The following is a 17,514-nucleotide window of genomic DNA, read 5'->3' as shown; positions in this document are numbered from 1 at the left end:
GACAATGCCCATCACCATCTACGGCATCAAGAACTGCGACACCATGAAGAAGGCGCGCGCCTGGCTCGACGATCACGGCGTGGCCTACGACTTTCACGACTACAAGCTTGCCGGGATAGCCAAGGACAAGCTCAAGCAATGGTCCGACGAGCTCGGCTGGGAAACGCTGCTCAATCGCGCCGGCACGACGTTCAAGAAGCTGCCGGACAGCGACAAGGAAGGGCTGAACGAGCGCAAGGCACTGGCGCTGATGCTGGCGCAGCCCTCGATGATCAAACGGCCGGTGCTCGATCTCGGTGGCAAATTGCTGGTCGGATTCAAGCCGGACATCTATGCCAAGGAAGTCGCGTCGAAGCCGCGCGGACGGAAGACCTAGTCGAGCTCGACAATTTCGTCGGCAGAATACGTGTTTGCCGAAGCTGGCACGAAATGACGATCGATGATGGCCCTGACCAGAATCATGGGCTCGGCCCTCGGTCTCAGACCCATGAGATTGCTGATCTTGAACCCGCCTTCGATGCTGATGCTCTTGAAGGAACCGACGATCTGCTTGACCGCGTCGCCCTCGCCGAACGGCAACAGCAGCCGTTCATAGGAGACGTCCTTGCCGTCGGCATCCTGCACCGTCGAGATCGAATAGGCCGGCCGCTTGTGCCGCAGGCAAGCACGATACGATGCGACCACCCTGGCGTATCGTTCGGGGCCAACAGCGTCGTCGAGAAAACGGTTGGTCCGTTCGGCTGGATCGATGTGGTCGCTGCCGTAAATGGTAGCCAGCCTGGCGCCTTCATGCGTAATCAGAAAGCGCGCGCCGTCGCCCTCGCCGACGACATCGTATTCCATCATGTCGACCATCTCGTCGGCGACGCGGTCCGGCTGAAAATCACGGAGGAGTGGCATACCCCGCTGCTTGCTAGCCGCGCGCAACCACGCGTTCAGAAGGTCGCGCTGCCTGATCGATCTGACGACCGACGGATCGGAACTGACGAACTCCATCGCGCCCTAACCGAATTCGAGTACGTCGCCGGACGGAATGCGGCCAGGCGCGCGATGGAAGAGATTGCGGTCGATGATGGTGCGAAGCTTCGGCACCGCCAGTTTGTCGTTTCCGCGCATCAGATTCTTGATCTCGAAGCCGCCATCGTCGCTGATGGTTTTCAGTGAAGCGATGATATGAGTGACGCTGCCGTCATCCGAGAACGGCAGCAACAGCCGCTCATAGGCGACGATTCGCCCGTAGATGTCATCGATATTGGCGATGGAATAGGCAGGAAGGCGGCGCGCGATGCATTCATGGTAGACCGGCATCACGATCGGAGCGAGCCTTGCGCCGAGGTACTCGTTAAGATAGCGGCCCTTGCCGGTATTGCCATAAGCCGTCGACATCCTCGTGCCGTTGCTCTGGATGGTCAGGCGCGGCGGCTGCGTGCTGGTATCGACGGTGTAGAACACCAGGTCGGGAAGTTCGTCCTCGATCCGCGCCGGCTGGTATTCCGAGATGCGCGGTATCGATTGGTCGCGGGCGTATAGCCGCAGCCAGATGTTCAGCAGGTCGCGCTGCTTGATAGATTTGACGACCGACGGTCCGGCGCTTTCAAATTCCAAGGCGGCAATTCCTGCGCGATCTAAATCGTGAGAGTATGGCGCCCAAGGGGGAAATATTGTGTGAAAGTGCGCCCGATTGCAGCAAAACACCGTTAATGATGGCTTGCCGGCGCGACGTCGAGGTTGAGCGTGACTCGTGGCCCGGCCAAGCCGCGCCGACGGCGCTATTCGACTTATGGCGCATCCGGAACCTGCAGGCGCGTTTACCCATGGCAGCATTCCACCTTGCCTAATCCATCGCGTTGACGGCATATTCCGGCCGGAGGCGGCGGGCCCGGGACGGTTTCGAGGACACCCAGGAGCCTGCCCGAACAGGGAAAAATTGGCCGCGCGCGGGCGAACTCGCGGAGCCGGCTGAGGGGGAAATTTGTTTGGCTGATGAGTTCATTCTCGAAACCCACGGATTGACCAAGGAATTCGCGGGTTTCTTCGCCGTTCGCGATGTCGCCCTCAAGGTACGGCGCGGCAGCATTCATGCGTTGATCGGGCCGAATGGCGCCGGCAAGACGACCTGCTTCAACTTGTTGACCAAGTTTCTGAGGCCGTCTGCAGGGCAGATCCTGTACAAGGGGCAGGACATCACCGCGATGGCGCCGGCCGATGTGGCCCGGCTCGGACTGGTGCGTTCGTTCCAGATTTCAGCGGTGTTCCCACACCTGACGGCACTGGAGAACGTTCGTGTCGCGTTACAGCGTCAACATGGAAGTTCATTCGATTTCTGGCGCTCCAAGAGCGTGCTGGATCGCTACAACGGCCGTGCGATCGAGTTGTTGAATGACGTGGGCTTGAGTGAGTTTGCCAATACGCCGGCCGTCGAGATGCCCTATGGACGCAAACGCGCGCTCGAGATCGCGACGACGCTGGCGCTCGACCCCGAAATGATGCTGCTCGATGAGCCGATGGCCGGCATGGGCCACGAAGACATCGACAAGATCGCAGGGCTGATCAAGCGCATCGCGGCAAAACACACCATCCTGATGGTCGAACATAACCTGTCCGTGGTGGCCAACTTGTCCGACATCATCACGGTGCTCACCCGCGGGCAGGTGCTGGCGCAGGGTACTTACGCCGAATTGTCCGACGACGAGCGTGTCAAGGAAGCTTATCTGGGGGCCGGTCATGCCTGATCTGAAAATGGCCGAAGCCGCCACCAAACCGGCGGGCGGCGCCGAGGTTCTTTCCGTTTCGGATTTGCAGGCCTGGTACGGCGAATCCCACATCCTTCACGGCGTCAACTTCAATGTGAAGGCCGGCGAGGTGGTCACGTTGCTCGGCCGCAACGGCGCTGGCAAGACTACGACGCTGAAGTCGGTGATGGGAATTATCGGCAAACGCTCAGGTTCCATACGCTTCAACAATGAAGAGATTATCCGTGCCTCGTCCGACAGGATCGCGCGGCTGGGCATCGCGTTCTGTCCCGAGGAGCGCGGAATTTTCGCAAGCCTCGACGTTCGCGAAAACCTGTTGCTGCCTCCGGTCGTGCGCAGTGGCGGGCTGTCACTCGACCAGATCTTCGAATTGTTTCCGAACCTGAAGGAGCGCCTCAACAGCCAGGGCACCAAGCTCTCGGGCGGCGAGCAGCAGATGCTGGCGATCGCCAGAATCCTGCGCACCGGGGCGCGCTTTCTGATGCTGGACGAACCGACCGAAGGTCTGGCGCCCGTCATCATCCAGCAGATCGGTCACACCATCGCGCGGCTGAAGTCGGAAGGCTTCACCATCCTGCTCGTCGAGCAGAATTTCCGCTTCGCCTCCACGGTGGCCGACCGCTACTACATCGTCGAGCACGGCAAGGTCATCGACGGTTTTGCGAATTCGGAGCTGTCGGCCAATATGGACAAGCTCCACACCTATCTCGGCGTTTAATCGGTACTGCACTCTGGAATAATGGAGATACTATGAAGCATCGGATTTCAGCTCTCTTCCTCGGCACCGCTCTGGCACTCGCCGCAGGCAGCGCCGTGGCGCAAGACAAGACGGTCAAGATCGGCGTGCTCACCGACAATTCCGGACTTTACTCCGACCTCGGCGGCGCCGGCTCCACGCTTGCCGCCCAGATGGCGGTCGAGGATTCCGGTCTTGCGGCCAAGGGCTGGAAGATCGACATCGTCTCCGCCGACCACCAGAACAAGCCCGACATCGGTACCACCGTCGCGCGTCAATGGATCGACGTCGAGAAGGTCGATATCTTCGTGGATGTGCTGAACTCCGGCGTTGCGCTGGCGGTCAACAATCTGGTGAAGGAAAAGAACGCCATCATGATCAATACCGGCGCGGCGACGTCGGATCTCACCAATACACAGTGCTCGCCGAACACAATTCATTGGGTTTACGATACCTACATGCTCGCCAACTCTACCGGCCAGGCGCTGGTGAAGGCGGGTGGCGATACCTGGTACTTCCTGACTGCGGATTACGCGTTCGGCCACGCGCTGGAACGCGACACTTCCGCGGTCGTCGTCAAGTCGGGCGGCAAGGTTATCGGCACCGTCAGGCACCCCCTGAATTCGTCGGACTTCTCCTCGTTCCTGCTGCAGGCACAGGCGTCCAAAGCCAAGATCATCGGCATGGCGAACGCCGGCGGCGACACCACCAATACCATCAAGCAGGCTGCGGAGTTTGGCATCGTCTCGGGCGGCCAGAAACTCGCGGGACTGCTGCTGTTCATCAATGACGTCCACTCCCTCGGCCTCAAGGTGGCTCAGGGCCTGAACTTCACGGAAACCTTCTACTGGGATCTGAATGACGGCACCCGCGCGTTTTCGAAGCGTTTCTCCGAGCGCATGAAGAACAAGGCGATGCCGTCGATGGTGCAGGCCGGCGTGTATTCGGGCCTGATCCACTATTTCAAGACGATCGATGCAATGGGCGGCAATCCGCACGATGGCGTCAAGGTGGTGGCAAAAATGAAGGAAACGCCCACCGACGATCCGCTGTTTGGCAAGGGCACAATCCGTGCCGACGGGCGCAAGCTTCATCCGGCCTACCTGTTCGAGGTGAAGAAGCCCGCGGAATCGAAGGGGCCTTGGGACTATTACAAGCTGGTCGGCACCACTCCGGGCGAGCAGGCTTTCCGGCCGCTTTCGGAAAGCGCCTGTCCGCTGGTAAAGAAATAACAACGAAGGCCCGTCGGCGTAGTGCCGGCGGGCCTTCTCTTGCGGCCCAACGCCAACCCGCGTCATAACGAGATCGAGTGCGAAACCGATGCAAGCTCTCTACGCCCAGCTCCTGGTGGGATTGATCAACGGATCGTTCTACGCGTTGCTCAGTCTCGGGCTCGCCGTGATCTTCGGCATGCTTAACATCATCAATTTCGCCCATGGCGCGCTCTACATGATGGGAGCATTCTGCGCGTATTTTCTGCTGCACCTCACGGGGATCGGATACTGGTGGGCGCTGATCATCGCGCCGATTGCCGTCGGCATCTTCGGCATGATCCTCGAACGGACCATGCTGCAATGGCTGGCCGGTCTCGACCACCTCTACGGGCTGTTGTTGACGTTCGGCATCGCGCTGATCGTGCAGGGCGTGTTCCAGAATTACTTCGGCTCGTCCGGCCTGCCGTACGCCATTCCCGATTATCCGGAGGTCGGTGGGTTCCGCGGATTACAGGGCGGCATGAATCTCGGCTTCATGTTCCTGCCAATCTACCGCGGCTGGGTCGTCGTCTTCTCGCTCGTGGTGTGCCTTGCCACCTGGTTCCTGATCGAAAAGACCCGCCTCGGCGCCTATCTGCGTGCAGCAACTGAAAACCCGACCCTGGTGCGCGCCTTCGGCATCAACGTGCCCAGGATGATCACGCTGACCTACGGCCTCGGCGTCGGCTTGGCGGCGCTGGCCGGCGTATTGTCCGCGCCGATCAACCAGGTACGGCCGTTGATGGGCGCGGACCTGATCATCGTCGTGTTCGCGGTGGTGGTGATCGGTGGCATGGGATCGATCATGGGATCGATCATCACCGGCTTTGCGCTCGGCGTGATCGAGGGACTGACCAAGTATTTTTATCCCGAAGCTTCCAACACCGTGGTGTTCGTCCTGATGGTGCTGGTGTTGCTGGTGAAGCCAACGGGACTGACGGGACGGACTGCCTGACATGAGCGCATTGACTGACGACACACTGCCGGTAACGCCGCGCGCCATGCGCGACGAGATGATCATGTTCGCGGCGATGGCGGTGCTGCTGGGCCTGGTGCCAATGAGCGGAATCTACCCGTTCTTCGTGATGCAGGCGCTGTGCTTCGCGCTGCTCGCCTGCGCGTTCAACCTTCTGATCGGCTATGGCGGCCTGCTGTCGTTCGGCCACGCGATGTTCCTGGGGACAGCAGGCTACTGCTCGGCGCATGCGCTCAAGGTCTGGGGTTTCACACCTGAACTCGGGATTCTGGTCGGCGTCGCCGGTGCTGCGGCGCTCTCGGTCGTCACCGGCTTTATCTCCATTCGGCGGCAGGGCATCTACTTTGCGATGATTACGCTGGCGCTGTCGCAGCTCCTGTATTTCATCTACCTGCAGGCGCCGTTTACCCATGGTGAAGACGGCATCCAGGGCATTCCGCAAGGCCGTCTGTTCGGAATATTCGATCTCTCCAAGCCGACGGTGCTTTATTACGTCGTGCTGGCTGGCTTTCTCGGCGGCTTCCTCCTGATCTACCGCACCATCAACTCGCCGTTCGGCGAGGTGCTGAAGTCGATCCGGGAGAACGAACAGCGCGCGATCTCGTTGGGCTACAAGACCGACCAGTACAAGCTGCTCGCTTTCATCCTCTCCGGAACGATTGCGGGCTTTGCCGGCTCGCTGAAGGTGTTCGTGGCGCAGAATGCTTCGCTCACCGACGTGCACTGGACGATGTCGGGTGAAATCGTGTTGATGACGCTGGTCGGCGGCCTCGGCACGGTATTCGGTCCGGTCGTCGGGGCCTTCGTTATCATCGCCATGCAGCAATATCTGGCCGGTTTCGGCCAATGGGTGACGGTGATCCAGGGTGTCATCTTCGTGGCCTGCGTGTTGACGTTCCGCCGCGGCATCATCGGCGAAATCGCGCATTATTTCCGTCGATCGCTGTAGATTTCGTGTCCCGGATGCGGTGCAGCGTGCAGCGCTGCTCCGCAGTGCCGGGACCCATCTTTGCGCGGCGGGATGGACCCCGGCTCAGCAGCGCAGCGTTGCACGCCGCGCAGCGTCCGGCGAACGCTCCACAAAAGCGGTGGATGACCTGGTTCCCGGGGCCTGCCGTTGCGCGCTTTCTCCCCGAATGGTCTATGACAGTTTTGTGACAGGCCGCGCCCGGCGGCCATTTCTGACCGACGGAAAATACCGATGTTGCGCTGGTTTCGTGCCTTTTTGCCCAGGGAGGAGCGGTTTTTTGACCTGTTTGCCCGCCACGCCCAGACGGTCGTGCAGGGCGCGCTGGCGCTGCAGGACATGATGCGCGGCGGCGAGGAGACGCCGGTATTCTGCCAGCGAGTTAATCAGTTCGAAAACGACGCCGACGGCATCACGCGCGAGGTCCTGACCGCGGTCCGCCGCACCTTCATTACCCCGTTCGATCGTGGCGACATCAAGAACCTGATCACGTCGATGGACGACGCGATCGACCAGATGCAGCAGACCGCGAAGGCGGTAGTGCTGTTCGAGGTCCGCACGTTCGAACCCCCGATGCGCGAAATAGCCACGCTTTTGGTTGAGTGCGCCAATCTGGTCAGCCGCGCGCTCCCGCTGATGCAATCAATCGGCAACAACGTTGCGATGCTGACGGCCATTACCGAGGAAATCGGAAAGCTGGAGGGCCGTATCGACGATCTCCACGACATCGGGCTGAAAGAGCTGTTTCTCAAGCACCGCAACGGCAATTCGATGGACTTCGTCGTCGGCGCCGAGATCTACAAGCATCTCGAAAAAGTGTCCGACCGCTTCGATGATGTCGCCAACGAGATCAATTCGATCGTGATCGAACAGGTATAGGGCGGGCCAATTCAGTGGACGCCACCCTGGCTTTTCCAATTCTGGTCTTCTTGATTGGCGTCGCGCTGCTGTTCGATTTCCTCAACGGCCTGCACGACGCCGCCAATTCGATCGCCACGATCGTATCGACCCGCGTGCTGCGGCCGCATTATGCGGTGGCCTGGGCGGCCTTTTTCAACTTCATTGCCTTCCTCGTGTTCGGGCTGCACGTCGCCAACACCATCGGTAAAGGGATCATCGAACCCGATGTCGTCGATGCGGCCGTGATCTTCGCGGCGCTGATCGGCGCTATCGTCTGGAACCTGATCACCTGGGGCCTTGGGATTCCCTCGTCCAGTTCGCACGCGCTGATTGGTGGACTGGTCGGCGCCGGCATGGCCAAGGCCGGCATTTCCGCGGCGGTCTGGAGCGGTCTATCCAAGACGTTGCTGGCGATCGTGCTGTCGCCGCTGGTCGGATTCCTGTTGGCGCTGGTGCTGGTCGCGATCGTGTCCTGGCTGTCGGTGCGCTCGACGCCGTTTGCGGTCGATCGCGCCTTCCGCATTCTGCAATTCGTCTCGGCGTCGTTCTATTCGCTCGGCCATGGCGGCAACGACGCGCAGAAGACCATGGGCATCATCGCGGTGCTTTTGTATTCGCAGGGCTACCTCGGGGCGGATTTTGCCATCCCGTTCTGGGTCGTGATCTCCTGCCAGGCGGCGATGGGGCTCGGCACGTTGATGGGGGGCTGGCGGATCGTCCGCACGATGGGGCTCCGGATCACCAAGCTGACGCCGATGCAGGGCTTTTGCGCCGAGACCGGCGGGGCAGCGACCCTTTTCATGGCGACCTATCTCGGAGTTCCCGTATCCACGACCCACACCATTACCGGCTCCATCGTCGGCGTCGGCGCGGCGCGGCGAGTCTCGGCGGTGCGTTGGAATGTGGCGAGTTCGATCGTCTATGCCTGGGTAATCACCATCCCGGCTTCCGGGATCATTGCGGCGCTGACCTATTGGGCCGTGCTTCTGCTACGCTGAGCCGGTGACAAGCTTGAGCCCGACGATGCCGGCGACGATCAAGCCGATGCAGGCGAGCCGGGCGGCGGTCGCAGGCTCGCCGAACAGCGCGATGCCCAGGATGGCCGTTCCGACCGCGCCGATACCGGTCCATACCGCGTATGCGGTTCCGATCGGCAGAGCTTTCAAGGCAAGACCGAGCAGGAGGATGCTGCCTGCCATGCAGGCGAGCGTCAGGACGGATGGAACAAGCCGCGTGAAACCTTCGGTATATTTGAGGCCGATCGCCCAGCCTATTTCCATGAGCCCGGCGACGAACAATACGATCCACGCCATGACAACCCTCCGAACCAGGCAGGGTCGTCCCCGCGGATGAGCTCTGAGTTGGAAGGCCGTCCTTCCGTTGCCGATATGGGACTGGCCAGCGGCCTTCGCAACCACCAAATGAGGCTTGATTAGCCCGGTTTTCCCTGCCAAACGCTCAGCCCGATGTCCGATATTGCCCTCACTGCCGAATCGTCCTCCCGATCGCCGCTTGCCGATGAAGTGGCGCGCCGGCGCACGTTTGCGATCATCTCCCACCCGGACGCCGGCAAGACCACGTTGACCGAAAAGCTGCTGCTGTTCGGCGGCGCTATCAATCTGGCGGGGCAGGTCAAGGCCAAGGGCGAGCGACGCAATACCCGTTCCGACTGGATGAAGATCGAGCGCGAGCGCGGCATCTCGGTTGTGACCTCGGTGATGACGTTCGAGTTCGAAGGTCTCGTCTTCAACCTGCTGGACACGCCAGGCCACGAAGACTTCTCGGAGGACACCTACCGCACGCTGACCGCCGTCGATTCCGCGGTCATGGTGATCGACGCCGCCAAGGGCATCGAGGCGCGCACCCGAAAGCTGTTCGAGGTGTGCCGGCTGCGCGACATTCCGATCATCACCTTCATCAACAAGATGGACCGCGAGAGCCGCGATACGTTCGAGTTGCTGGATGAGATCGAGAAGACGCTGGCGCTCGACACCACGCCGATGACCTGGCCGGTCGGCCGCGGCCGCGACTTCCTTGGCACCTACGACGTCGTCAACGGCGGCGTGCGCCTGCTCGAAGGCGGCGGCGCCAAGACCGGCGCGACCGAGCAGATCGATATCGCCGATCTCGCCGGCCGCAATCCCAATCTCGACGTCGCCGAGATCAAGGACGAACTTGCGCTGGTGTCGGAAGCCTGCAAGCCGTTCGAGCTGGAGGCGTTTCGCGAGGGCCATCTCACGCCGGTCTATTTCGGCAGCGCACTGCGCAATTTCGGCGTCGGCGATCTCCTGGAAGGGCTCGGCAAGTTCGCTCCGGCGCCGCGCGCGCAGGACAGCAATTTGCGCAAGGTCGAAGCAGCCGAGCCGCGCATGAGCGCCTTCGTGTTCAAGATCCAGGCCAATATGGATCCGAACCACCGCGACCGCATCGCGTTCGCGCGACTGTGCTCCGGCAAGCTCAGCCGCGGCATGAAGGCGAAGCTGGTGCGGACCGGCAAGAACATGAGCCTGTCGTCGCCGCAGTTCTTCTTTGCCCAGGACCGCTCGGTGGCCGATGAAGCCTTTGCCGGCGACGTCGTCGGCATTCCGAACCACGGTACATTGCGGATCGGCGATACGCTAACGGAAGGCGAGGATATCACCTTCGTCGGCGTCCCGAGTTTTGCGCCGGAAATCGTCCGCCGCGTGCGCCTGACGGACGCGATGAAGGCGAAGAAGCTGAAAGAGGCGCTGCAGCAGATGTCGGAGGAGGGCGTGGTGCAGGTGTTCCGGCCGCGTGACGGCGCACCGGCGCTGGTCGGCGTCGTCGGTCCGCTGCAGCTCGACGTGCTGAAGGCGCGTCTCGACGCCGAATATTCGCTGCCCGTGGAGTTCGAGGTCTCGGAATTCCAGCTCGCGCGCTGGGTCTCGTCCGACGACCGCAAGAAGCTCGACGCCTTCATCGCGGCCAACGGCTCGGGCATCGCCGACGACGTCGACGGCGATCCCGTGTTCATGGCCAAGAACGAGTTTTACCTGGGCTATACCAGGGAGCGCGCCGAGGGGATCACCTTCTCCAACGTCAAGGACGTGAAGAAGAAGGCGTAGGGGCGCTGTCGCCCCAGCCTCCATTGTCGTCCTCCGCGAAAGCGGGGGACCCAGTACGCCGCGGCTTATCCGTTAATCACCACCATCTCTGGAATATTACCCGACGGAGCCTGTCATCGGGCGCGCATTCGCGCGACCCGTTGGTGGGTGATGACGGTTGAAGCTGTGGCCTGATCTTCGCTCTATACCGCCGGCGTCCTCGACCAGCTCAGCGAGAAAGCCCTGATTGCGGAACTATCCGCCATGAACGCAGGGATGTGAACACCGTCCGCCTTGATACGGGACGAGGCGCGCATCAGCTTAGTTGGGTCGCCTTTTAGGACTTAGGGCCGCATGTTTCGGTGCATCATCGTCTGCCTGATCACTACATTCGTCGGGATGAGCGCCGCCGACGCCCAGTCGCGGCGTCAGATCGACGCCACGCCATTTTCGCACGCGCCCTGCAGCGTGCTCGACGGCCAGCCGTGCACGCCGTCATTTTGCAGCGTGTTCAACGAGGGTCCCTGCATTCCCGAGATCGATTATCCGTACGGCCAGAATCTGCAACTCACGATCGAAAGCGCACCTCCACAGGATCAGGCCGCGAAATACCGGAAGCCGGACCATGATCTCGATACGATCGGCGACCTCTTTGCGGCGTTGCGCTCCTGCTGGTCGCCGCCGCCTTCCGACAGTGCGCGCCAGGGCATGCAGATGTCGGTTCGGTTCAGCTTCAAGCGCTCGGGCGAGATCATTGCGGCGCCCCGCGTGACCTATGCCACGGCAGGCGTCCCGGCAGATACTCGCGCTACCTATTTGAAAGCGATCAACGCGTCGCTTGGAGGCTGCACGCCGTTCAAGTTCACATCTGGACTTGGCGGCGCGCTTGCCGGGCGGCCGATCGCGATCCGCTACGTCGACAACCGCGATCTAGGCAAGCAGGCGGAGAAGCCGTGACGGCAGCCGCGTGGCGCATTGCGCACCAAGCCCTTAAAATGATACGCGGATAATCAGGAAAACCAGCCGCGCAACGGGAGGCACGTCATGGGACTGCTGGTGTTGATCCTGGGCCTGATCCTGTTCCTCGGCGTCCACACGCTCACCACGCAGCGCAAGCTGCGCGCACAGGTGATCTCCGCGACGGGTGAGGGCGGCTACAAGGTCGGCTATATGCTGGCTTCGTTCGCTGGACTGGCGCTGATCATCTGGGGCTATGCGCTTTATCGCGCAACGGGCTGGATCAACCTCTGGAACCCGCCAGTGGCGCTCAAGCACATCGCCGTGGCGCTGATGCTGCCGGCGGTCATTATGGTGGTCGCGTCCTACATCCGCGGCCGTATCTACACGACGCTGAAACATCCGATGCTGACGGGCATCAAGCTGTGGGCGGCGACGCATCTGCTCGCCAATGGCGATCTCGGCTCGATCATCCTGTTCGGCTCGTTTCTCGCATGGGCGGTCTACGACCGTATTTCGCTGAAATATCGTTCCGACGCCGGCGCCCCGCCGATTCCCGTCGGAGGTCCCGGCAACGATTTGATCGCGATCGCGGTCGGTCTCGTCGCCTATCTGGCGCTCGCCTTCGCGTTCCACCCGGTCGTGATCGGCGTCCCCGTGGTTGGAGCCTAACATGTCCGTTCAATCTGCCATCAAGCGCAAAACGGCGCCGGATATCCGCGCGCGCAAGAACGGCGAGCCGATTGTGATGCTGACGTCCTACCACGCGCACACTGCCGCGTTGGTCGATCGACACTGCGACGTCATCCTGGTCGGCGATTCCCTCGGCAATGTCATGCACGGTCTAGAGACCACCGTGCCGGTGACGCTCGACATGATGATCCTGCAGGGACGAGCGGTGATGCGGGGATCGAAGCACGCGCTCGTCGTGGTCGACATGCCGTTCGGCTCCTATGAGGCCTCGAAGGAGCAGGCGTTTCATTCCGCGGCGCGGATATTGAAGGAGACCCATTGCGGCGCAGTGAAGCTCGAAGGCGGCGCCCGGATGGCCGAAACCGTAGCATTCCTGTCCGAGCGCGGCGTGCCGGTCATGGGCCACATCGGACTGACGCCGCAATCGATCAACACGCTCGGCTCGTTTCGCGCGCAGGGCCGCGACCAAGGCAGTTGGGATCCGATCCTGAAAGACGCCCAGGCGATCTCGGATGCCGGGGCGTTTTCGGTCGTGGTCGAGGCGGTCGCCGAGCCGCTCGCGCGCAAGATCACGGAGACCATCGCCATTCCGACCATTGGCATCGGCGCCAGTGCAGCCTGCGACGGCCAGGTGCTGGTGCTCGAGGACATGCTGGGCCTGTCGCCGCGGACGCCGAAATTCGTGCGCCGCTATGGCGATCTCGGTCCCGCGATCGAAGCGGCGATCCAGGGATACGCAAGCGACGTGCGCTCGCGCGCTTTCCCGGGACCTGAGCACGTCTACGAAATGAAGAAGAGCTGACGAGGCCCGCGATGAACTGGTCGCAGCACTCCATTCCGGCGATGCGGCTCGAACCGCGCTTCGGTGATCGCATTGTTCCGGTCTTTTGCGAACGGCCCAGGAGCATTCCCGCGATGGTGGCCGAAGCGGTTGCGACCAACCCGGACGGCGAGGCGCTGGTCTGCGGCGCCACGCGAATGACTTGGCGCGAAGTGGCGCAGCAGTCCGCGCAAATCGCAGCAGGGTTTCAAAAACTCGGCCTGCAGCGCGGCGATCGCGTCGCGCTACTGCTCGGCAACAGAATCGAATTCGTACTCGCGATGCTGGGCGCGGCGCATGCCGGGCTGGTAACGGTGTTGCTTTCGACCCGCCAGCAAAAACCCGAAATCGCCTATGTGCTCACCGATTGCGGCGCAAAGCTCCTGATCCACGAGGCCATGCTGGCCGACCGCGTGCCTGATGCCGGAGAGATTCCTGATGTGATTCACCGGATCACCGTCGATGACGATCCGCGGCTTTCGCGCTTCTCCGAGCTCGCTGACAACGCGCCGCTGGCAGCGCCGGTCGAGGTCGGCGAAGAGGACACTGCGATGATCCTCTATACCTCGGGCACCACGGGGCGGCCGAAAGGCGCGATGCTCGCCCATTGCACCATCATTCATTCGGCCATGGTGTTCGTGTCGTGCCTGAAGCTCACCGCCGGGGATCGCTCGATCGCAGCAGTGCCGCTCGGGCATGTCACCGGCGTGGTCGCCAACATCATGACTATGGTCCGTTGCGCCGGCGCGCTGATCATCATGCCAGAGTTCAAAGCCGCGGAATATTTGAAGATGGCGGCGCACGAGCGGATCACCTACACCGTGATGGTGCCGGCGATGTACAATCTCTGCCTGCTGCAGCCGGATTTCGACAGCTACGATCTGTCGAGCTGGCGGATCGGCGGCTTTGGCGGCGCGCCGATGCCGATCGCCACTATCGAGAAGTTGGCAGCGAAAATTCCGGGGCTGAGACTCGCCAATTGCTACGGCGCGACCGAGACCACCTCGCCGTCGACCATGATGCCTGCAGAATTCGTCGTGAGCCATATCGACAGCGTCGGCCTGCCGTGTCCGGGCGCCACCATCATCGTGGTCGACGCCGACGGCTGCGAACTGCCGCGAGGCGAGATCGGCGAAATCTGGATTCACGGCGGCTGCGTCATCAAAGGCTACTGGAACAATCCGAAGGCGACGGCGGAGAGTTTTACCGCCGGCTTCTGGCATTCCGGCGATCTCGGCTCGATCGACAGGGAGAATTTCGTCCGCGTGTTCGATCGGCAGAAAGACATGATCAACCGCGGCGGGCTCAAGATCTATTCTGCGGAGGTCGAGTCGGTGCTGGCCGGTCACCCCGACGTGGTCGAGAGCGCGATCATCGCAAAACCGTGCCCGGTGCTGGGCGAGCGCGTGCACGCCGTCGTCGTGACGCGCAATGCCGTCAGCGGCGAGGTGCTGCGCGCTTGGTGCGCCGAGCGGGTGTCGGACTACAAGGTGCCGGAAACCATGGATCTGAGGACGGACCCATTGCCGCGCAATGCCAACGGCAAGGTGATGAAACGGCAGCTCCGCGAAGCGGCTTCCGCCATCTGGTCGGCGGCGTAGGTATCGGCTAGCCGCGATCAACCGACACGGCTGCCCACAAAATCTTCCAGATAATCCGGAACTTTGTGCCCTTCGATGTCGCAGCGGCACTGGATTTCGCGTGCGACATCTCTCGATAAGTCTTCGCTCCAATGTTCAAGCGTATTGAAGGCGACGACCTCGATCGGGTCGCGGAATTGGCCCGACAAAAGGTCGGCAATGATCGTTTCGAAATCAGTCCGCTCGACCTTCACGATGGCATCCGGCCCGGCTTCCAGGACCAGATAGATCGTCTGATCGGCGCCGTACGGCACGATCGGCGGAAATCCGCGCATTGCCTGATCTCCATGTAACGGAGATTCAATTACAGCGCAGAGGAAAGGTTCCTGTTGCGCGGCGACGTTTCAAAAACGTCTGCCATGTCAACGATGAGCGCGCTTACCGTCGTTCCAAACCTGCCGCCGTCGGCGCCTGACAGGACCTAGAGCTTCGGAGCGCTGCCTTTGGGCATCGCGCTCTCGCTCAACCCGGCGGCGAGTGCGGCGCTGTCGATCGCGGCGGCGCTGACGAGTTGCTTGACATCAAGCAGAGTGAATTGCGCGATACCGACGCGGTCGGCCAGCTTGCCCGGAACGAGTTGCACACTCAACACGCCGTCGCAGTTCGCGCCCTTGGCCTCGGTCAACATGGCGCTCGGTTCCTTGGCTTTGGCCTGGGCGCGCTTGACGACTGCCACGCAACTGCCGCGCACGGTGTCGCCGTTGAGCTTGACGGCGGCCCTTGGGTCGAGCGGCTTGCCGATTGCCTCGAGCGCAGTCGCTTCCTTGTACTTGCCGCCGACCGACATGATCGAGCCCTTGCGGTAGATGTAGTACAGATGCTGGTCGCCGACGATGGTCGGCGCGCCGTATTTGCCCATGATCTCCTTGATCATGTCCGATCTCGACGGCTGCTGGTCCGGTGCGAAGGTCAGGTTACGGGCGATGAAATAGGCGCGGTTGGCGCTCGCGGGCGAGGAGAAGCTGGTCGAGAGCATCTCGCCGTTCTGTTTCGAACCGGCGGGGAGGCTGAAATTCAACGCAGCGACGTAGCTCGCGCCGCCATTGCCGAATTTCTGCTGCTGGATGTCGGTCTTGGTGTCAGTACGACCCTTGAACAGCGAATCAAAGATGGCGCGCGCGGATTCGGCGTTCGATTCGGTCGAGATGCCCAGAATATCGGGGCGCAGTTTGCCGGAGAATGCCGTCTCGGGCGCGCTCGGCTTGAAGTCGTCGGCCAGTGACGCTGCTGCGGACAGGGATAACAATCCTGTGGCAAGCATCGAAACCAGCGCATGGCGAGGCATGAAACACCTGAAAAAATCGGGTAGGGGTCGATAATGGAGGCGGCGGGATTACGCCAAACTTTGAACCGCGATGTCAACATTGCCAGCCGATTTCGAGGCGGTTGGGAGCCGCTGTTAACGCTTTGATCCGCCTCGCTTTGCCTTGCCACCGCCATATCGATAGGCTACGCCCGGCCATGTGGGGATCGGGCGCGCGATACAGCCGCCGAAGCTGCGATTCCTCGGGGATGGGATACCTTTAAGTGTCTGAATTATTTGATGAAGTAGACGAGGAGGTCCGTCGCGAGCAGCTCAAAAAGCTGTGGGACCGGTATTCGCTTCTGATCATTGCCGGCCTGATTTTGATCATCGCCGCCGTCGGCGGCTGGCGCGGCTACCAATACCTGGAGGCCAAGAAAGCGGCAGAGGCGGGCGCTGCGTTCGACAAGGCGGTCGAGCTTTCGGAAGCCAACAAGCACGCCGAGGCCGAAGCGGCGTTCGCCGATCTCGTTGCGAAGGCGCCGTTCGGATATCGCGTGCTGTCGCGGTTGCGTCTGGCGGCGGAGGTTGCCCATCGCGACGCGCAAGCCGCGGCAAAGATGTTCGACGAGATTGCCGCTGACCGCAGCGTAGGCGTTGCCGAGCGGGATCTGGCGCGGATACGCGCGGCCCAGTTGCTGCTGGAAAGCACCAGCTATCCCAACATGAAAGAGCGCCTCGAAGCATCGGCTGCGCCGGGCGCGACCTTTCGCCATACGGCGCGCGAATTGCTGGCACTGTCGGCCTGGCGCGCCAATGATGCCGCAGCGACGCGGCAATGGCTGGATATGATCGCCAATGACGGCGAAACGCCGCCGAGCCTGCGCTCGCGTGCCGAGGCCTTGCAGGCCCTGCTTCCGCCGGTCGCCAAGAGCTGACGGAGAACGAGTTGAGTGGGATACCGACCATGCGCCGCCCGCAACGTTTGATCGCAGCCGCCATTCTCGTCGCACTTTCCGGCGCGCTGGCGGGCTGTGGCGGCGGCGGCTTGGGCAATTTCGATCCCACCGACATGCTCGACTTCCTGGACACCAAGAAGAAGCTGCCCGGGGAGCGCAAGCCGGTGTTCCCCGAAGGCGTGCCGGGCCTCGAGCAGGGCGTGCCGAAGGATCTCTACAAGGGTGCGCGCCAGGAGCAGCTCGAGGACCCGAACGCGCAGGCTGCCGCTGCGGCCCCTCCGCCGGAAGAACCGAAATCGAAGCGTGGCGCGAAGTCCAAAGGCAAGCAGGCAGCCGCACCCGCCGCTGCGGACCCCGACGCCGCTCCAGAGGAGGACGGCAGCACCGCCGCTGCGCCGCCGGCGCCCAAGCCGGCCAAGATCGTGCGCAAGCGGACCACTGCACCGCCGCCTGATGAATCGGCCGCGCCGGCGCAATCTTCGCAACAGTCGGCTTTCCCGGCGCCGATGCCGAGCGGCAGTTTCACGCGCTGATTTCTTGTTTTCGTTCGAT

At 62.0% G+C, this 17,514-nt stretch carries 20 protein-coding genes; 15 read left to right on the top strand and 5 right to left on the bottom strand.

Translation table 11 applies throughout. The annotated features are described in order from the left end of the window. Window positions 1-4: 4 nt before the first annotated feature. Window positions 5-376: an ArsC family reductase gene (locus tag LMTR13_RS22945; protein WP_065729802.1), complete on the top strand. Its 372-nt coding sequence runs from the start codon at window positions 5-7 to the stop codon at window positions 374-376. Here the strand turns inward: LMTR13_RS22945 and LMTR13_RS22940 are convergent. Together LMTR13_RS22940 and LMTR13_RS22935 are read right to left on the bottom strand one after the other, a co-directional pair. Then, a complete protein-coding gene (locus LMTR13_RS22940; RefSeq protein ID WP_236843057.1) occupies window positions 373-900 on the bottom strand; it encodes a hypothetical protein in 528 nt (175 codons plus the stop codon). The two genes, LMTR13_RS22945 and LMTR13_RS22940, sit on opposite strands and share 4 nt — an antisense overlap. Before the next feature lie 102 nt (window positions 901-1,002). Further along, entirely contained in the window at window positions 1,003-1,605 is a 603-nt protein-coding gene (locus tag LMTR13_RS22935) for a PAS domain-containing protein (RefSeq protein ID WP_065729800.1), read from the bottom strand. Window positions 1,606-1,976: 371 nt separating this feature from the next. Here LMTR13_RS22935 and LMTR13_RS22930 point away from each other — a divergent pair, with 371 nt between their 5' ends. From LMTR13_RS22930 to LMTR13_RS22900, 7 genes are all read left to right on the top strand, one after another. Continuing rightward, window positions 1,977-2,732 carry an ABC transporter ATP-binding protein gene (locus LMTR13_RS22930; protein WP_065729799.1) on the top strand — a complete coding sequence of 252 codons (756 nt, stop codon included), beginning with the start codon at window positions 1,977-1,979 and terminating at the stop codon, window positions 2,730-2,732. Between the two features lie 7 nt (window positions 2,733-2,739). Next, window positions 2,740-3,471: an ABC transporter ATP-binding protein gene (locus tag LMTR13_RS22925; protein ID WP_418219805.1), complete on the top strand. Its 732-nt coding sequence runs from the start codon at window positions 2,740-2,742 to the stop codon at window positions 3,469-3,471. A 32-nt stretch (window positions 3,472-3,503) separates the two neighbouring features. Next, window positions 3,504-4,721, top strand: coding sequence for an ABC transporter substrate-binding protein (locus LMTR13_RS22920; RefSeq protein WP_065729797.1), 1,218 nt, complete (start codon window positions 3,504-3,506; stop codon window positions 4,719-4,721). A gap of 88 nt (window positions 4,722-4,809) precedes the next feature. After that, window positions 4,810-5,697, top strand: coding sequence for a branched-chain amino acid ABC transporter permease (locus LMTR13_RS22915; protein WP_065729796.1), 888 nt, complete (start codon window positions 4,810-4,812; stop codon window positions 5,695-5,697). A gap of 1 nt (window position 5,698) precedes the next feature. Further along, entirely contained in the window at window positions 5,699-6,667 is a 969-nt protein-coding gene (locus LMTR13_RS22910) for a branched-chain amino acid ABC transporter permease (protein ID WP_065729795.1), read from the top strand. Window positions 6,668-6,919: 252 nt separating this feature from the next. After that, entirely contained in the window at window positions 6,920-7,564 is a 645-nt protein-coding gene (locus LMTR13_RS22905) for a DUF47 domain-containing protein (protein ID WP_065729794.1), read from the top strand. Between the two features lie 14 nt (window positions 7,565-7,578). Further along, window positions 7,579-8,583: an inorganic phosphate transporter gene (locus LMTR13_RS22900; RefSeq protein WP_065729793.1), complete on the top strand. Its 1,005-nt coding sequence runs from the start codon at window positions 7,579-7,581 to the stop codon at window positions 8,581-8,583. On the opposite strand, the gene sugE is transcribed toward LMTR13_RS22900, so the two are convergent. Next, window positions 8,575-8,898 carry a quaternary ammonium compound efflux SMR transporter SugE gene (gene sugE / locus LMTR13_RS22895; protein ID WP_065729792.1) on the bottom strand — a complete coding sequence of 108 codons (324 nt, stop codon included), beginning with the start codon at window positions 8,896-8,898 and terminating at the stop codon, window positions 8,575-8,577. The two genes, LMTR13_RS22900 and sugE, sit on opposite strands and share 9 nt — an antisense overlap. Before the next feature lie 153 nt (window positions 8,899-9,051). Here sugE and LMTR13_RS22890 point away from each other — a divergent pair, with 153 nt between their 5' ends. From LMTR13_RS22890 to LMTR13_RS22870, 5 genes are all read left to right on the top strand, one after another. Further along, window positions 9,052-10,671: a peptide chain release factor 3 gene (locus LMTR13_RS22890; RefSeq protein ID WP_065729791.1), complete on the top strand. Its 1,620-nt coding sequence runs from the start codon at window positions 9,052-9,054 to the stop codon at window positions 10,669-10,671. A gap of 333 nt (window positions 10,672-11,004) precedes the next feature. Then, entirely contained in the window at window positions 11,005-11,607 is a 603-nt protein-coding gene (locus LMTR13_RS22885) for a hypothetical protein (protein WP_065729790.1), read from the top strand. Between the two features lie 87 nt (window positions 11,608-11,694). After that, window positions 11,695-12,279 (top strand): NnrU family protein, encoded by a 585-nt coding sequence (locus LMTR13_RS22880; protein ID WP_065729789.1) that lies wholly within the window; start codon window positions 11,695-11,697, stop codon window positions 12,277-12,279. A 1-nt stretch (window position 12,280) separates the two neighbouring features. After that, on the top strand, window positions 12,281-13,102 hold the full coding sequence (gene panB / locus LMTR13_RS22875) for a 3-methyl-2-oxobutanoate hydroxymethyltransferase (RefSeq protein ID WP_065729788.1): 822 nt from the start codon (window positions 12,281-12,283) through the stop codon (window positions 13,100-13,102). Window positions 13,103-13,113: 11 nt separating this feature from the next. Continuing rightward, window positions 13,114-14,721, top strand: a complete 1,608-nt coding sequence (locus LMTR13_RS22870) for a class I adenylate-forming enzyme family protein (protein WP_065729787.1) — start codon at window positions 13,114-13,116, stop codon at window positions 14,719-14,721. Between the two features lie 17 nt (window positions 14,722-14,738). On the opposite strand, the gene LMTR13_RS22865 is transcribed toward LMTR13_RS22870, so the two are convergent. Further along, complete coding sequence (locus LMTR13_RS22865; RefSeq protein ID WP_335622032.1) at window positions 14,739-15,014, bottom strand: hypothetical protein; 276 nt, start codon at window positions 15,012-15,014, stop codon at window positions 14,739-14,741. A gap of 167 nt (window positions 15,015-15,181) precedes the next feature. After that, entirely contained in the window at window positions 15,182-16,045 is an 864-nt protein-coding gene (locus LMTR13_RS22860) for a hypothetical protein (protein ID WP_065729785.1), read from the bottom strand. 242 nt (window positions 16,046-16,287) lie between these two features. Between LMTR13_RS22860 and LMTR13_RS22855 the strand changes: the two genes are divergently transcribed. Next, window positions 16,288-16,941: a tetratricopeptide repeat protein gene (locus LMTR13_RS22855; protein ID WP_065729784.1), complete on the top strand. Its 654-nt coding sequence runs from the start codon at window positions 16,288-16,290 to the stop codon at window positions 16,939-16,941. A gap of 29 nt (window positions 16,942-16,970) precedes the next feature. Beyond that, complete coding sequence (locus LMTR13_RS22850) at window positions 16,971-17,495, top strand: hypothetical protein (protein ID WP_065729783.1); 525 nt, start codon at window positions 16,971-16,973, stop codon at window positions 17,493-17,495. Window positions 17,496-17,514: the final 19 nt, after the last annotated feature.

Origin of the sequence: Bradyrhizobium icense, from assembly GCF_001693385.1 — a bacterium.
Lineage (GTDB): Bacteria > Pseudomonadota > Alphaproteobacteria > Rhizobiales > Xanthobacteraceae > Bradyrhizobium > Bradyrhizobium icense.
The sequence above is the reverse complement of the archived record's forward strand: the minus strand, read 5'-3'. Positions and strand labels throughout refer to the sequence as shown.

Coding starts and splice junctions, on each gene's coding strand:
- LMTR13_RS22910 (WP_065729795.1), top strand. CDS start 5,699: ATGAGCGCATTGACTGACGACACACTGCCGGTAACGCCGCGCGCCATG.
- LMTR13_RS22905 (WP_065729794.1), top strand. CDS start 6,920: ATGTTGCGCTGGTTTCGTGCCTTTTTGCCCAGGGAGGAGCGGTTTTTT.
- sugE (WP_065729792.1), bottom strand. CDS start 8,898: ATGGCGTGGATCGTATTGTTCGTCGCCGGGCTCATGGAAATAGGCTGG.
- LMTR13_RS22885 (WP_065729790.1), top strand. CDS start 11,005: ATGTTTCGGTGCATCATCGTCTGCCTGATCACTACATTCGTCGGGATG.
- LMTR13_RS22860 (WP_065729785.1), bottom strand. CDS start 16,045: ATGCCTCGCCATGCGCTGGTTTCGATGCTTGCCACAGGATTGTTATCC.
- LMTR13_RS22915 (WP_065729796.1), top strand. CDS start 4,810: ATGCAAGCTCTCTACGCCCAGCTCCTGGTGGGATTGATCAACGGATCG.
- LMTR13_RS22890 (WP_065729791.1), top strand. CDS start 9,052: ATGTCCGATATTGCCCTCACTGCCGAATCGTCCTCCCGATCGCCGCTT.
- LMTR13_RS22940 (WP_236843057.1), bottom strand. CDS start 900: ATGCCACTCCTCCGTGATTTTCAGCCGGACCGCGTCGCCGACGAGATG.
- LMTR13_RS22870 (WP_065729787.1), top strand. CDS start 13,114: ATGAACTGGTCGCAGCACTCCATTCCGGCGATGCGGCTCGAACCGCGC.
- LMTR13_RS22850 (WP_065729783.1), top strand. CDS start 16,971: ATGCGCCGCCCGCAACGTTTGATCGCAGCCGCCATTCTCGTCGCACTT.
- panB (WP_065729788.1), top strand. CDS start 12,281: ATGTCCGTTCAATCTGCCATCAAGCGCAAAACGGCGCCGGATATCCGC.
- LMTR13_RS22945 (WP_065729802.1), top strand. CDS start 5: ATGCCCATCACCATCTACGGCATCAAGAACTGCGACACCATGAAGAAG.
- LMTR13_RS22925 (WP_418219805.1), top strand. CDS start 2,740: ATGGCCGAAGCCGCCACCAAACCGGCGGGCGGCGCCGAGGTTCTTTCC.
- LMTR13_RS22920 (WP_065729797.1), top strand. CDS start 3,504: ATGAAGCATCGGATTTCAGCTCTCTTCCTCGGCACCGCTCTGGCACTC.
- LMTR13_RS22880 (WP_065729789.1), top strand. CDS start 11,695: ATGGGACTGCTGGTGTTGATCCTGGGCCTGATCCTGTTCCTCGGCGTC.